This window comes from Niastella koreensis GR20-10 (assembly GCF_000246855.1).
Lineage (GTDB): Bacteria > Bacteroidota > Bacteroidia > Chitinophagales > Chitinophagaceae > Niastella > Niastella koreensis.
Window position 1 is genome coordinate 2,530,011 of sequence record NC_016609.1, and the last position, 15,267, is coordinate 2,545,277.

The 15,267-nt window shown below is 45.7% G+C and carries 14 protein-coding genes; 7 read left to right on the forward strand and 7 right to left on the reverse strand.

Annotated elements, in window-relative coordinates; genetic code table 11:
• Positions 1-105: 105 nt before the first annotated feature.
• Positions 106-1,407, forward strand: a complete 1,302-nt coding sequence (locus NIAKO_RS10260; protein WP_014218351.1) for a radical SAM family protein — start codon at positions 106-108, stop codon at positions 1,405-1,407.
• Positions 1,408-1,507: 100 nt separating this feature from the next.
• On the opposite strand, the gene NIAKO_RS10265 is transcribed toward NIAKO_RS10260, so the two are convergent.
• Complete coding sequence (locus tag NIAKO_RS10265; protein WP_014218352.1) at positions 1,508-1,924, reverse strand: hypothetical protein; 417 nt, start codon at positions 1,922-1,924, stop codon at positions 1,508-1,510.
• Between the two features lie 396 nt (positions 1,925-2,320).
• On the opposite strand from NIAKO_RS10265, the gene NIAKO_RS10275 reads away from it, so the two are divergent.
• The 4 genes from NIAKO_RS10275 (at position 2,321) to NIAKO_RS10290 (ending at position 6,158) form a co-directional block, all read left to right on the forward strand.
• Positions 2,321-2,848: a DinB family protein gene (locus NIAKO_RS10275; RefSeq protein WP_014218353.1), complete on the forward strand. Its 528-nt coding sequence runs from the start codon at positions 2,321-2,323 to the stop codon at positions 2,846-2,848.
• 65 nt (positions 2,849-2,913) lie between these two features.
• Positions 2,914-3,678 (forward strand): TSUP family transporter, encoded by a 765-nt coding sequence (locus NIAKO_RS10280; RefSeq protein ID WP_041348384.1) that lies wholly within the window; start codon positions 2,914-2,916, stop codon positions 3,676-3,678.
• Positions 3,679-3,836: 158 nt separating this feature from the next.
• Complete coding sequence (locus tag NIAKO_RS10285) at positions 3,837-4,736, forward strand: hypothetical protein (protein ID WP_014218355.1); 900 nt, start codon at positions 3,837-3,839, stop codon at positions 4,734-4,736.
• Positions 4,737-4,868: 132 nt separating this feature from the next.
• Complete coding sequence (locus NIAKO_RS10290; RefSeq protein WP_014218356.1) at positions 4,869-6,158, forward strand: bifunctional folylpolyglutamate synthase/dihydrofolate synthase; 1,290 nt, start codon at positions 4,869-4,871, stop codon at positions 6,156-6,158.
• Positions 6,159-6,252: 94 nt separating this feature from the next.
• On the opposite strand, the gene NIAKO_RS10295 is transcribed toward NIAKO_RS10290, so the two are convergent.
• The 5 genes from NIAKO_RS10295 to fbp form a co-directional block, all read right to left on the reverse strand.
• Complete coding sequence (locus NIAKO_RS10295) at positions 6,253-6,810, reverse strand: NUDIX hydrolase (protein ID WP_014218357.1); 558 nt, start codon at positions 6,808-6,810, stop codon at positions 6,253-6,255.
• Positions 6,811-6,962: 152 nt separating this feature from the next.
• On the reverse strand, positions 6,963-7,484 hold the full coding sequence (locus NIAKO_RS10300) for a YfiT family bacillithiol transferase (RefSeq protein ID WP_014218358.1): 522 nt from the start codon (positions 7,482-7,484) through the stop codon (positions 6,963-6,965).
• Positions 7,485-7,510: 26 nt separating this feature from the next.
• Positions 7,511-8,275: an ABC transporter ATP-binding protein gene (locus NIAKO_RS10305; protein WP_014218359.1), complete on the reverse strand. Its 765-nt coding sequence runs from the start codon at positions 8,273-8,275 to the stop codon at positions 7,511-7,513.
• Between the two features lie 157 nt (positions 8,276-8,432).
• Positions 8,433-9,056 (reverse strand): CAP domain-containing protein, encoded by a 624-nt coding sequence (locus tag NIAKO_RS38105; protein ID WP_014218360.1) that lies wholly within the window; start codon positions 9,054-9,056, stop codon positions 8,433-8,435.
• Positions 9,057-9,225: 169 nt separating this feature from the next.
• Positions 9,226-10,245: a class 1 fructose-bisphosphatase gene (fbp, locus tag NIAKO_RS10315; RefSeq protein WP_014218361.1), complete on the reverse strand. Its 1,020-nt coding sequence runs from the start codon at positions 10,243-10,245 to the stop codon at positions 9,226-9,228.
• 197 nt (positions 10,246-10,442) lie between these two features.
• Here fbp and NIAKO_RS10320 point away from each other — a divergent pair, with 197 nt between their 5' ends.
• The gene (locus NIAKO_RS10320; RefSeq protein ID WP_014218362.1) at positions 10,443-11,711 is read left to right on the forward strand and encodes an aspartate kinase; all 1,269 of its coding nucleotides are present in this window, start codon (positions 10,443-10,445) and stop codon (positions 11,709-11,711) included.
• A 112-nt stretch (positions 11,712-11,823) separates the two neighbouring features.
• Here the strand turns inward: NIAKO_RS10320 and NIAKO_RS10325 are convergent, their stop codons facing one another.
• On the reverse strand, positions 11,824-13,239 hold the full coding sequence (locus NIAKO_RS10325) for an MBL fold metallo-hydrolase (RefSeq protein ID WP_014218363.1): 1,416 nt from the start codon (positions 13,237-13,239) through the stop codon (positions 11,824-11,826).
• Between the two features lie 236 nt (positions 13,240-13,475).
• Between NIAKO_RS10325 and NIAKO_RS10330 the strand changes: the two genes are divergently transcribed.
• Positions 13,476-15,257, forward strand: a complete 1,782-nt coding sequence (locus NIAKO_RS10330; RefSeq protein ID WP_014218364.1) for a MutS-related protein — start codon at positions 13,476-13,478, stop codon at positions 15,255-15,257.
• Positions 15,258-15,267: the final 10 nt, after the last annotated feature.

Genomic DNA, 15,267 nt, shown 5'->3' on the forward strand with positions numbered 1-15,267 from the left:
AGCCGTAAGCTGTAAGCCAGAAAGCGCTAACTGTATTTGCTTATAGCTTATCGCTTAGGGCTTATAGCCTGGATTTTTAGTGCAGAAGGCTTGAAAAAGAACAAAATGTCTGAATTGAAGAGTTCTCCGTTTTTATTGTATTCTGACGGAAAAGGAAACATTTTTGAGGATACCACTTTGTATACTACCGGCAGGGCCGGCTGGGACGCCTATGAGGTGCCCGTAGAAGACTGGATCCTGCTGCCCGATGGGGGCTCCCTGTACGAATTGCCCGGCCGCCGGGGTATCGGGATTGACGTAATTACCGGCGAAATGCGCCTGTGTGATAAAGGCTGGGCCGTAGCGGCATTTATTCCACCCGCCCACACTGGTTTGTTCCTGGCAGCTTACGAAACGGCGCCCGACGCGCCTACCCTGCCCCTGTTCTGCTATACGGCAGTAGGCTGGCATAATGAGCAGTTTTTTGTGCCGGCGGTGCGTATTGAGCAGGATATCAGGCAGGAATGTGCCGGTTTCGACCCTGAGAGCATCGAATCGGGGGTGGAAAAGTTCCTGAAAGCCTATCCCCACAACCGGCTGGTAAAACACCTGGCCGATAATTGTTGCTTAACGTATCATTGTCCCGCCGCCCGTAACTATTTTATGGGCCGCTGGGAATGTCCCATCCCTTCTTCCCCCGCCTGTAACGCCAATTGTATTGGTTGTATCTCGTTTCAGCCGCAGGAAGAGGAAATTGTTTCAACCCAGGACCGCCTCACGTTTAAACCTACTGCCGAAGAAATTGTGGAATTCACCGTTCCGCACCTGGAATCGGCGCCCTACCCCATTGTGAGTTTTGGCCAGGGTTGTGAAGGCGAACCCCTGCTGATGTGGGAAACCATCCGCGAAAGCATTATTGAAATACGTAAGCATACCAGCAAGGGCAGCATCAACATCAACACCAATGGCAGCAAACCCGCTGCAGTGAAAGCTTTGTGCGAAGCAGGACTGAATTCCATCCGGGTAAGTTTGAACTCGGCACGCAAACATATTTATGAAGCGTATTACCGCCCCAATAATTACCAGTTTGAAGATATTGTTGAAAGCTTAAAAGTGATGCGCAGCTACAATGGCTGGGCCAGCATCAACTATTTTGTTTTCCCCGGCATGACGGATTGTGAGGAAGAATATGAAGCCCTGCGCAAACTGATTATCGATACCGGCCTGAACATGATCCAGTGGCGTAATTTCAACATCGATCCCGATTGGTACATGGGCAAAATAGGCGCTTATGAAACCGGAGATTTATTAGGCGTAAAACAATTGCAGGAGCTGATTCATGAGGAATTTCCACACGTAAAGTTCGGCTATTTCAACCCCTCGATGGAAAGGATCAGGGGAAATTACGAGGAAGATTTCGCGCATTAAGCGCCACTATATACGAAAATCAGAAAGCCCCGGCGGTAAACGCCGGGGCTTTCTTTATAAAACACTCTATGATGATTGACTGAACTGCGAACCTGAGTTATTACTTCACTTTGCTGATCACTGTTTCTTCCAAAAAGGTGTGCTTTCTGTTGATGTTGTATGCTTCGTAAGCACCGGTCTTTTTAGATTTTACAATCACAGTAAGATTTTCATCTATATCGCTGATATCTGAAGATTTCAACAGGAATTTTTTAGTTAAACCAGCGGCGCCTTTGAAGGCTGCATTATACAGTATATTACCAGCTTCATCGCGGAAAGATACAGTATACTCATCATCTACGTTGATCAGGTTTAACTCGAATACGGGTTGATTATCCACGTTTCCGATGAACTTGAATTCAGTATTAGCGGGTTTTTCTTTTTCACCACCATTAGCCAGTGCTGTTGCAGAAAATGCTACAGTTAAGGCAATTGCTACGATGGCTAATCTGCTAAAATTCTTCAAATTCGTTTTCATAATTGTATGTTTTAAGGTTTGTTTCGTTTTGATGATGCAAACATACTGCAGGTTTTTGCCTCTTTAAAACCAACTCAAGGCCATTTTTAGGATGGTTAAGCCCCCTATGAAAAGTTAAAATCCTTGCCGGATAAGGGTTTTGCGAAAAAGGCACCATGATGCCCAAGGCCATTTTGGCCGGTAAAAAAAAGTTGAAAAATGCTATTTAAGTGTTTTTTTGACGCATAAATAGAGCGAATAGCGTATAAAGGCGAACGTTTGTAAGGGAATAGCTTCAGGCTGCAAGCTAATACAGGGTGCCGCGACGGCTTACAGCTTGATGCTTGCAGCTTGGAGCTGTTTTCGGCTTACAGCTTACAGCTATATCCTACATTTGTGGTATTAAACCAAACGAGTATGCAATTTGCCATAGAAAACGCACTTCCTGTGCTGGAAAGAACACCCCAGGTAATGGAAACCCTGTTATACGGACTGGGAGATGAATGGGTCAATAGTAATGAAGGTGGTGATACCTGGACGCCTGTTGATATTATTGCGCATTTAATATTTGGCGAACAAACCGACTGGATACCACGGGTGCTGGTTATTATGGGCGAAGGCGGAAAGGAGTTTGTGCCTTTTGATATGGAAGGCCATCATGCCATAAAGAAAGGTAAAACAATGAACCAGCTGCTGGATGAGTTTAAGATCTTGCGAAAAGATAACCTGGCCTTTTTAAAATCAATGGAGGTTACCAACGAATCCCTTGACCGTACAGGTATACATCCCATACTCGGTACCGTAACCTTACGACAGTTACTGGCCTCGTGGGTGGTGCACGATCTTACGCATATCCATCAGCTAAGCCGGGTTATGGCTAAACAATACACGGACGCTGTTGGGCCGTGGACGCAGTTTATGGGAGTTCTTGGGGGGAAGAGATAGGAAATTAGAAATGAAAAATGTAAAATGTGGAATGCCTTTCACGTTTCAGGTTTCACGATTATATCATGACAATAGATTTGATCCTTCTTTGCATATTCGCTTTTCTGGCAGGCTTTACTGATGCTATCGCCGGTGGTGGCGGATTGATACAAACACCCGCGGCATTGGTGTTACTGCCGCAATACCCTTTGGCTACGGTGTTAGGGACGTTAAAGATCCCCTCGTTTAGCGGCACCAGTATTGCTACTGCCCAATATGTACGCCGGGTGCCGGTGAACTGGTTATTGATCGGGTTAATGGCCATTATGGCGTTTTGCGCCGCCTTTGCCGGTTCTACTTTACTTACCCATGTAAACAACAGCTTTATGAAGCCGCTGTTGTTGTTTATGCTGATCGTTGTAGCCATTTACACCTTTACCAATAAAAAGTTTGGCGATCATCTTGAAAAAGATCATTCCTTTAAGCAACAGGTGATCTATTCCCTGCTCATCAGTTTAATTATTGGGTTTTATGATGGGTTTATTGGTCCGGGTGCAGGTAGTTTCCTGATCCTCGCATTTATTGGCCTGCTGGGTTTTGATTTTTTAAAAGCAAGCGCCCACGCCAAGTTTGTAAACCTGGCCACTAACCTGGGTTCAATCACCTTTTTTATGCTGAGTGGCAAGATCATTTTTGCCATTGCTTTACCCATGGCTGCCTGTAATGCCCTGGGTGGCTGGGTGGGCGCACGGCTGGCTATTTTAAAAGGCAATTCATTTATCAGGATCTTCTTTTTGATCGTTGTATGCGCTACTGTTATTCGGTTTGCCTACGACGTGTGGTTTAAATAAGTTGACGGGTTAACACGTTGACGGGTTAACAAAGTGGGATAATAAACTGTTAAAGTTTAATAAATCTCCTTTGTGTTAATCAACTTTCTTTCCTTGTCAACGTTTCAACCTGTTAACCCTTTCAACTAATATTGTTATCTTAGAGTAATTTATTCAAGATGATGACGCCGACACACATACAGGAATCTGAATCAAAGAAAAATATCCAGGCCGGCAGTTATACCGCATTGGTGGTAGCACTGATGCTGTGTATTTTCTTTTTTGTAAAATGGGGCATGCCGCCATTACCTGAACCTCCTGTTGAAGAAGGGTTGGAAGTGAACCTGGGAAACAGTGATATAGGTATGGGTAACGATCAGCCTTTTGAGCCCGGTTCACCGGCGCCTGCCAGCCAGCAGGAAACCTATACGCCACCCAAAGTGGCCGAACCTGCCAAAGAAGATGTAAAAGATATCGAGACCAACGATAAAGACGCAGAAGCGCCTGAAATAAAAAAGCCGCCTGTTGTAAAACCGGAAGCTACCAAAGTGCCTGAAAAGGAAGTGGTGAAAAGTAAGCCGGTAAAAACACCAAAGCCGGTTGTAGAAAACCCACCGCCGCCAGTTCCCCACCCAAAAGCGGTGTTTAAAGGGGTAAATGGCAATGGTACTGGTGGCAATGAAGCTGCTACCTACAAAAAAGGCGGCAGCGAAGGCATTGCCGGCGGCCGTGGCGACCAGGGAGCACCCGGTGGCAACCCCGATTCAAAGAATTATAAGGGCGGTGGCCATGGTTCAGGGATCGCTATTAAAAGTGGTTTAAACGGCCGTACTTTTACCCGCATGCCTTCTTACACCGATGAGTTTAATGAAGACGCCACCATTGCCGTGGACATCAGGGTGAATCAGAACGGGGATGTGATCAGTGCTACCTATCAGCCCAGAGGGTCCACTACTTCAGAAAGTTTTTATAAAGAAAAGGCCATTGACCTGGTTCGCCGGTCAAAACTGAACGCCAATCCCAATGGCCCCGAGGAGCAAACCGGGACCGTACAGGTTAAGTTTAAGGTGCGGGTATAATGTATTAAGACCCGCCTACGCCAGGGCTTCGGCGGGCGAAGCTTACTAATCCTTTATATACGAAGTCCGAAAGAAATACACTATTCATTTCTTTCGGACTTTTCTTTTAGCTTTGTCGGCCTAATTATACCGATGAACTACGAGCAAGCGACGAACTATTTGTTTACCCGGCTGCCAATGTTCAGCCGCATAGGCGCAGCTGCCTATAAAAAGGACCTTACCAATACCCTTCGGCTTTGTGAACATTTAGGCAATCCGCAAACAAAGTTCAAATCAATCCACATTGCCGGCACCAATGGCAAGGGATCTACCAGCCATATGCTGGCGGCCGTGCTGCAAACGGCCGGTTACAAAACCGGTTTATACACTTCCCCGCACCTGCGCGATTTCAGGGAACGGTTCCGCGTAAATGGCGAAATGATCGACAAGGATTTTGTGGTTGAATTTGTAGAGCGTATTCAACCCGTCATCGATGAAATAGAACCCTCGTTCTTTGAGATCACCGTAGCCATGGCCTTTGAATATTTTGTTCAGCAAGGTGTTGACATTGCCGTGATAGAGACCGGTCTTGGCGGCCGGCTGGATTCTACCAACGTAGTTATTCCGGAGGTCTCCGTAATTACCAATATTGGCTGGGACCATATGAACCTGCTGGGCGATACCCTGAGCGCTATTGCCTATGAAAAGGCCGGAATCATTAAAGCCGGAGTACCTGTAGTGATTGGTGAAACGTCTGAGGAATCAAAACCTGTGTTTGAACAGGTGGCCGGCGAAAAGAATGCGCCCCTATATTTTGCCGATACCCAGCGCTATGTGGCCGAATGGAAATATGAACACCATCAACTAAAGTTGGAGGTTGCCACTTCCAGCCCTGATGTGCGTAATTCTTACCAGCTCGATCTGCCAGGGTATTATCAAACCAAGAACTGTATTACCGTGCTGGAAGTAATTTATCATTTACAAAAGGCCGGGTATAAAATAACGGAAGAACACATACAACAGGCCTTGCGCCAGGTGAAAAAGCTCACCGGGTTACATGGCCGCTGGGAAGTGATCCATGCCAATCCCGTGGTGGTGCTCGACGTGGGACATAATGAAGAGGGCATTAAACAGATCACTGCGCAAATTGAGATCAGCGAATACCAGCATCTGCATATTGTGATAGGGCTGGTGAAAGATAAAGAAATTGAAAAAGTGTTGACTTTATTACCCAAAGAGGCAACGTATTATTTTGCCGCCGCACAAATACCGCGCGCATTACCCGCCAACGAACTCGCTGCCAGGGCGCATGCTGTTGGCTTAAACGGTCATGCATACAGTGATGTAAATACCGCTGTGAAAGAAGCTATGCACCGGGCGGAGAAGAAAGATATGATCCTTGTGTGTGGAAGTGTGTTTGTGGTAGGGGAAGTTAGTTTATAAGTTCCAGGTTCAGAGTTCCAAGTTCCAAGTTCCAAGTTCCAAGTTCCAAGTTCCAAGTTTAGGGTTGTTTAAACCCTGAACCTGGAACTAAATATTAAAACTTTAATTCTCCCAATTTAGCCAAAGCATACATGATAGTAGTCACATGCATACTCTGAACAATCTGATTATCGCGCAGGAGTTGTTTTAATTCATCCATGGTTACCAGGTGGATCTCGATATCTTCGTTGTCGTCCAGTTCCTGTTCATTTACTTTTTTACCACCGGTTGCCAGGTACATATGCATCCAGTTGTTGTTGGTAGAAGGGTTGGAACTGGTTTTACCCAGGTACTCATAATGGGTGAAGGAGTAACCGGTTTCTTCCAGCAGTTCGCGCGCAATGGCTTCTTCATAATTTTTGTCAGTATCATCTACACAGCCACCGGGAATCTCCAGGTGGGTCTCCCCCAGCCCATGCCGGTATTGCCGTTCCAGAATGATCTTTCCATCTTCCGTGATGGCTACTGCATTTACCCAGGTAGGAAATTCATACACGTAATACGGCGTAACCAGTTTTCCATCGGGCCGCTCACAAGTATCCTTCCGCACAGTGAACCATAAATCTTTAAATAAATATTCAGACTTTAATAATTTCCATTTGAGATCTCTCATGCTTCTTCTTTTTAATCGGCAAACGGCAAACACTTCGCGGCCATGTTGCCCTTCGCTCAGCCCTATTAACTAACGATCTTAAAAACTAACAAACTTAATAACCTACGAACCCAAAAACTTAAAACTTTCAACTTTAAAAATTGATCTTATAACTACCAACCTTTTCTTTCCCTTAACGAAGTAATATGGGCTACGTGATGGCGTCCATGCCAGGAGTAAGAACCCAGCAGGTAATACAGCGTCATTTCTTTTTTTGCTTCGGGATGAAATACGGTCCGGTTCCAGGCATCGGCGGGCAGGTTCAGCAGGGCTGAGTGCCAGCGGGTGTGCAAGGCGTATAACAGGGTGATGGAAATATTGATGGGCACCGCTTTTACGTCGTTCAGTTCGGCCCACAATGATTCCTCGTAGGGTTTAATGGTTGGATTGTTTTCCGTTAATCCCAGTTTAAACCGGATATAGGCATTCATATGGCTGTCGGCCACATGGTGCACCACCTGTTTTACATTCCAGCCGCCCTCGCGGTAAGGCGTGAGCAGTTGTTTTTCATCCAGGTTCTCGATGGCCGATTCAAGCATGCCTGGTAAGAATTGAATATCCTGCAGCCATTCGCGTTTTTGTTTGTCGGAAAACGGTTGCGGTTCGTATTTACCGATGGGATAACGTAGATCCATAATGTGATAATTTGATAATGTGCTAATTATTTTTCCTCCCGTAAACCGTGTCCGGTCAGGTGAATGAACACGTCTTCGAGGTTGGCTTTCTTTACTTCTTTGGGGCGTTCAAAACCGGTGGCTACCAAATCGTCGATCAGTTTATCGGGCGTAGCCAGGGCAATGATCTTGCCGGCATCTATGATGGCGATGCGATCGCACAGCACTTCGGCTTCATCCATATAGTGCGTGGTAATGATTACGGTAGTGCCTTTTGCGCGGATGGATTGTATCAGGTCCCACAGGTTGCGGCGGGCCTGCGGATCGAGGCCGGTAGTGGGTTCGTCCAGGAAAATGATCTTTGGATCGTTGATGAGCGTGGTGGCAATGGAAAAACGTTGTTTCTGACCACCGCTCATGTCCTTGTATTTGTTTTTGGCCTTGTCTTCGAGGTTCACCATTTTCAGCAGGGCGCGGGCATCTACCTGGCGGTTGTACAACCCGGCAAACAGATCGATCAGCTCCAACAGGTTCAAACCAGGGTAAAACCCCGAGGTTTGCAATTGCACGCCAATCAACTGTTTTATTGAATTGGGATCTTTATCGAGGTTGAATCCGTTCACCCATACTTCGCCGGACGTTTTTTCGCGCAGCGTTTCTATGATCTCGAGGGTGGTTGATTTACCGGCGCCGTTGGGACCCAGCAAACCGAATATTTCCCCTTCATTCACTTCAAAGCTAATGCCTTTTACGGCCTCGAAACTGCCATAACTTTTGAAAAGGTCTTTTACGGAAATGATCACCTTGCTCATGTACTATTCCTGAATTTGGTCCACAAGATAGCCCGAAAGTTTGATACAGAGGGACCGGTTTTTTTATACAAGGGGAGCCGGTTTGTGGATGTTACTTACTGGTTCTTAAGGAGGTGAGGGAAAGAAATATTGAATCTTGAATATTCAACATTGTCTTTTACTTGGCAAACAACTGCGTAAAGTAAAGCTGATTCTGCATATTACGGGTAACGCCTATTCCTGTATACTTAAAATTCCCTTCCATATTCTTGCGGTGTTCGGGGCTGTTGATCCAGCCGGTTACTACTGCTTTGGCGGAGAGGTTACCATAGGCTATATTCTCGCCTACCTGGGTGGAGCCGGGGATCTTGTCAAAAACATATTTCATGCGGAAAGTAAAGCCCTGGTGTCCGAATGGTACGCGATGGGTGCCCATATCCATACTATGGCGGCGGGCCTGGTATTCCATGGCACCATTATTTGCCAAAGGCGGTAGTTTTTTTGTTTTGCGGTAATCGTTCACCAGGCTCAGGATGTCCCGCTCCAAACCCGGCGCCAGGTTGGCTTCAATCACGGGCGTAGTGGGCGTTACCACCACTTTCTTTTCGGTAACTACCCCACCGGGTCTTGTACTGCTGGTGCGGGGCACTGTTCTGGGAATAGACCCGCTGCCGCCATAACCCTCGCTATAGGCGGTATTGCTGGTTGTAGTTGATTTTGATGATTTACAACCTGCTATTGTTAAAAAAATACTAATGAAAACAATATTAAAACCGATGAGTCTGCACATATCCCGTTTCATGAAGTGGCTTTGATGCAGGAATGCATATTCCATACCAGAAATACAGGCTTCAGGCTCCAAGCCTCAAGCTCCAAGCCAAAGGCAGAAAGCTTAAAGGTAAAAGCCTAAAGCAGAACAGATTCTACTTTAGGCTTTTAATGTATTTGCTTTGGGCTGTAGGCTTTAACCTTTAGGCCTGTATTTTCAAACATTCATCCAGCTCATCCATCATACCGCGGCTGCCGATGAACATGGGGCTGCGCTGGTGCAGTTCGGTAGGTTCTACATCCAGAATTCTGTCTTTACCGTTGGTAGCGCGGCCACCGGCCACTTCGCAAATAAATGCAAACGGATTGCACTCATACAGCAAACGCAGTTTGCCTTTAGGTTTTTCTATAGTACCCGGGTACATGAAAATACCTCCTTTAATCAGGTTGCGGTGCACATCGGCCACCATGCTGCCAATATACCGTTGCGTATACGGACCACCGGTATCTTTGTTCTTTTTCTGGCAGATGTCGATATATTTCTGAACGGCTTTATCGTACTGGAAAAAATTACCATGGTTAACAGAATAGATCTTTCCAAACTCAGGGCATTTGATATTGGGATGGCTTAAACAGAATTCGCCAATAGAAGGATCGAGCGTAAAACCATTTACCCCGCGGCGGGTGGCATACACCAGCATAGTAGAACTGCCATAAATAATGTAACCGGCGGCTACCTGTTTTCTGCCTGGTTGTAAGAAATCTTCCTTTGTTGCAATAGTGCCTATCGGGCTTACCCGGCGGTACACGGTGAAAATGGTACCAATAGACACATTCACGTCGATATTACCACTACCATCTAACGGGTCGTACAGGCAAACGTATTTTGAGTTCTTGCTTACTTCATCATTGAAAGCTACATAATCGTCCAGCTCTTCGCTGGCAATACCGGCGCAGCTGATGCCATGTTGCAATACCCCGGTAAACTGGTTGTTGGCAAAAACGTCCAGCTTTTTTACATCTTCACCTTGTACGTTAATAGCGCCCGCCTCCCCCAGAATGTCTACCAGTCCGGCCTTATTTACTTCCACATTTACCCGCTTGGCAGCCAGGCCAATATCGCGTAACAGTCCGCTCAGTTCGCCGGTAGCTTTAGGAAAATCCCGTAATTGCTGGATAGTAAACTCATCTAAGGTTGATACATTTCTGTTAATAGTGGTCATATTGGCTCTGTTGTTTGGTTAACAGTTGTTAGCTGGCGAAGATAGGGCATAACAGCCTATTTCTGATTTCGGGATGTAGAGATTTCCTGTTTTTATCCTTATACCTGTTCTCTGTACTTTCCCTACTTTTGCTCTCCCTTGTCAACCCCTACATATCGGGGCAGGCTATTTCAACTTTTAAACTTATCAACTCAAAAATGAACGTATTCAAATTCGGCGGTGCAAGTGTTAGTAATACGGAAAGGATCCAGCAGGTTGGACATATATTAAAATCATACCAGGGTGAGGAATTGCTCATTGTTATTTCAGCTATGGGAAAAACCACCAATGCCCTGGAGAAAGTAGTAGAAGCTTTTTATGCCGGTAAAAAAGAGGAAGCGTTGCAGTTGTTTAATATAATCAAGCAAAGTCACCTTACCCAGGCCAAATTTCTGCTGGTCACCACCTACAACGAAGCGTTGGACCACCTTCTTAATTTTTTTACAGAAGTAGAATGGCTGTTGCACGATAAACCGGTGCAGCCATTCGATTATTATTACGACCAGGTAGTGTGTATTGGCGAGTTATTGTCGACTGTAATAGTAAGCGCTTACCTAAACGAAATCGGTTTTGCAAATCATTGGATAGATGTGCGGGACGTTATTCGCACGGACGATAATTTCCGCGATGCCAATATCGACTGGCACTATACCGGCGAACGGGTTGAAAACCTCGTTATGCCGCTGTTGAAAGAATACAAGGCCATCGTAACGCAGGGTTTTATCGGTTCAACCGATGAAAATGAAAGCACCACCCTGGGCCGGGAAGGAAGTGATTACACTGCGGCCGTGTTTGCGAACCTGTTAAACGCTGCCGGACAATTCATCTGGAAAGATGTGGAAGGTGTAATGAGCGCCGACCCCAAGGAGTTCCCCGACGCCCAGTTATTACATGAGTTAAATTATGATGAGGTGATTGAGATGGCGTATTACGGGGCACAGGTAATTCACCCAAAGACCATCAAGCCGCTGCAGAATAAAGGCATTCCCCTGTATGTAAAATGCTTTCTCGATAAAGACCTCACCGGCACCGTTATTCATAATAAAACGCTGAAAGGACTGCCGCCAATTGTTGTGTTGAAACAAAACCAGGCGCTGATCCAACTGCATTCAAAAGACTTTTCGTTTGTGGGTGAGAAACCTGTTGCCGATCTGTACCAATTACTGGCCGATACCAAAATAAAACCCAACCTCATGCAAACCGGCGCGGTTACCATCCAGGTTTGCCTGGATAACCATGCGGAGAAAATAGAGAAACTGGCCCTGGCCGCTTCCGATATATTTGAGGTGCAGGTTGAAAAAGGATTAACCCTGCTTACAATCCGGCATTATAATGATGCTATTCTGCAGAAAATGGTAGCGGGGCATACTATAGAGTTGTTGCAACAGACGCCGCAGACGGTTCAAGTGGTATTAAAGAAATCATAGTTTCAAGTTCCAGGTTCCGGGTTCCGGGTTTATGAATTTGAACTCTGAACTCTGAACTTGGAACTTGGAACTCTGAACTTGGAACTTGGAACTCTGAACCTGGAACTTGGAACTACCTCAGGTATTTATCCAAATCCAGCTTCCCATAAATAAGCTTGTCTTTAGCCAATTGCATGTACAAAATAACTTCCCGCCACCGCATGGACCACGATTCAACCGATCGCCAGGTGAATAAGCGGTGCAGCGGTAACAGATCGTATTCATAGGCGTTGAAGACCAGGTTCAGCGCCTCCATATATTTTTTGTGTTGTGAGGTGACTTTATAAAATACACGTTTGCCAATACACATATGGGAGAAGATTTTGAATTCAATTCCCCGCAAAAAAATAAAGGCGGTTGTGTGTATTTGCAGAGGGTACTTGCCATGGTCTAATGGCGTATCGGGTGGCAACTCCATTACTTTGCCCTGGTGAATGTTTATCTGGTAAATGTATTTGGTGGCGCCGCCCGCTGACAATACATAAGTGAAGTTCACATTTTTGAAATAACGCTTCACAAAGAATGGCAGCGTGCTGGTAAACTTCTCAAAATAATCAACCACCACCTGTTTATCTATCTCGGTTTTATTTTCCTGCAAATAGAATTTCTCCAGGCTTTCCGATTGCTGCTCTAAATACTCCGCCAGTATTGTTGAGCGGTTGGTGAACCAGTCTTTATCGCTGATGGTAAACCCGTTGGTAGATGACCAGCTATCGCCCGAAACCATTACCCTGACTATGGGTGAGGGTATTTTGTGTTGTTTAAAATAATCTTCCACCAGCACCGGGTGTTGAATGTACTGGTTGAAATGAAAAGAGTCTTTGTGTAAATGACAATGGTTGCTGGCAAACGGAATGGCGTATTTGGCTTTGGTGGCCCTGGCGGTTTGGGCAAATTCTTTGATGTACCGCTCCAGGTCATCAACAGGTGCGCCAGGTTCATCAACCACCTCATACGATAACCGTTCATTGGCCGAACTATGGCTTCTGAAAACAAAGTCGATGGGTTTGTGTTTGCGCACTATTTGTTTCAGCGTAAGCCCCATGTGTTTGCTGTCGTTCAGGTTCAACAATATTACACCATCGCATTCAATAAGCAGGGCGCTGTCGAGAAACATCCAGAACTGGTATGAGGTTATACTGAAGTGTTCATCTATCTGGTAGCGCTCCCCATGTTTCAGTTCAATAATATTCGTGTAACCCAGGTAAAACAGGTCATCCTTCATACGGGAGTAATTACCCTTGGGAACAATGATGGGAATACCGGGTCTGAACTTTTTTAAGGAGTCGCCGTGAAAATGGTCCCAGTGAATATGAGTAAGGTAAATGAAATCGGGTTGCAGGGAGTTGATGAGGTCTTTACTAACCGGCGGATAATTCCACCACGAGCGCCAGTAACTACTGCCAACTAACCAGGGATCGCATATCAGGGACCTGCCCGATTTATTTTTTATTAATAAACCGGCATGGGATAAGATTTTGAATTCCATTGCTGAGCCGTTTAACTTTTTTGAAGTTACAATTATAACAGTGAAATGCAAGTGCCGTAAAGTGGTATTTTGTTGATATATAAATGCTAACAGGAATATGACACCGGTTCCCGGTTACCAGTTACCAGGCGCTGAAATTCCATCACCCTGCAAATTATCGGGCTCTCCAAATTCTTTGCCCGGCGACTGGGAACCGGTAACCGGCAACAGGAGATTTCAGCTATCTTGCATGCATTATGTCAACAACCCATTCTTTTTACGAAGAGAAAGTGCAGCACTATATTGATGAACTGACCCGGTTAAGACCTTACGCTACCGGGGTGGCTGCGTTGCGATTGACCTGTTTTGGCGCGTTAGCCTGGGCTGTTTACAAATGGGCCAGCGTGCATAGTACTGCTTGGATAATTGCTACGCTGTTGCTGGCTATTTGTTTTGCTATTTTGGTGCGTATTGCCTGGCGGATGAATGACCGGAAAGCGTTATTGGAAAAGTTGCTGTTTATAAATAATAACGAAGTGAATGTACTGCATAACAGACCGAACCAGTTCGACAATGGCGGGAAGTTTTTGTCTTATGGCAGTATCTCGGGCGACCTGGATGTTTTCGGCGCCGGTTCTTTATTTCTTTTACTCAACCGTACTACCACCTGGCATGGCACCAAACAACTGGCCGATCTGTTGAATGAACCCCTGTTAAGCTCTGCGGCAATCTATGACCAGCAACAGGCTGTTCGTACATTGAGCACACAACGGGAGTTGGGACAATTGATAACAGCGCATGGCCTGTTGAATGGAGAAAAAGAAGGTAACCTGAACGATATTGGTAACTGGTTACAACAACCACAGGTTATTCATGGTAATCGTTTCATCAATGTGCTGCGTTATCTCACGCCTTTGTATAGTGCTATCTTCCTGTTTAACTGGCTGGCCACCGGGAGTTATGGTTTACTGATCCCGGTCATTTTCATAAACTGGGCCATCATTGGCAGGTATGCAAAACGTATTCAACAACAACATACCCTGCTGGGAAAAAAAGAAGCTATCCTTATCCAGTATGCCTCCATCCTATCGCTTTTTGTAAAAGTTGAAACCGGTGATTCGGAGCTGTTGAAAAAAGAAAAAGATAAAGCGGCCGAAGCGCATCTGTCGGTAAAAAAACTGTCCCGGTTATCTGCTATGTTCGATCAGCGGTTGAACCTGTTCATCAATATATTTCTCAATAGCTTTTTGATGTATGATATCCAGTGTTTATGGGCATTGGAAAGTTGGAAAAAACAGCATAAGGACCGGTTCAACGAATGGATCCATACGGTGGGGATGATCGAAAGCCTGAACTCGTTGGCAACTTTTGCCTATAACAATCCTGGTTACCAGTACGCCACCATAAATACCGAAACACTTTCCATTGCTGCCACCCAAATAGCTCATCCGCTGATCCCTGCTGAAGGCCGGGTGGCCAATGATTGTTCATTTGGTATCAATGAAAAACTGGTGCTGGTAACGGGGTCCAATATGAGTGGCAAAACCACCTTTTTGCGTACACTGGGTATTAACCTGATCCTGGCCCAATGCGGTGCGCCGGTTTGTGCTGCCACGTTTTCTTTTACACCCATGGTTATCCGCGGTTCCATAAGGGTAAGCGATTCCCTGCAGGAGCAAACCTCTTATTTTATGGCCGAGTTAAAACGGCTGCAACAGATCATTCATTTTCTGCAACAACAAACCACGCCGGTGTTGATCCTGATCGATGAAATTTTGCGCGGCACCAATTCGGAGGATAAAACCTACGGTTCGGAACAATTCATAAAGAAGCTGATCCGCTACCGTTGTTTAACCTTGTTTGCCACGCACGATCTTACGCTCAGCCGGCTGGAAGATGAACTGCCCAAACAGGTAAGCAACTATTGTTTTGAAAGCACCATCCGTAATGGCGAGTTGTTGTTTGATTATACCCTGCAACGCGGGGTGGCTAAAAATAAAAATGCTTCGTTTTTAATGGAGAAGATGGAGATAATCTAATGGGCTAATG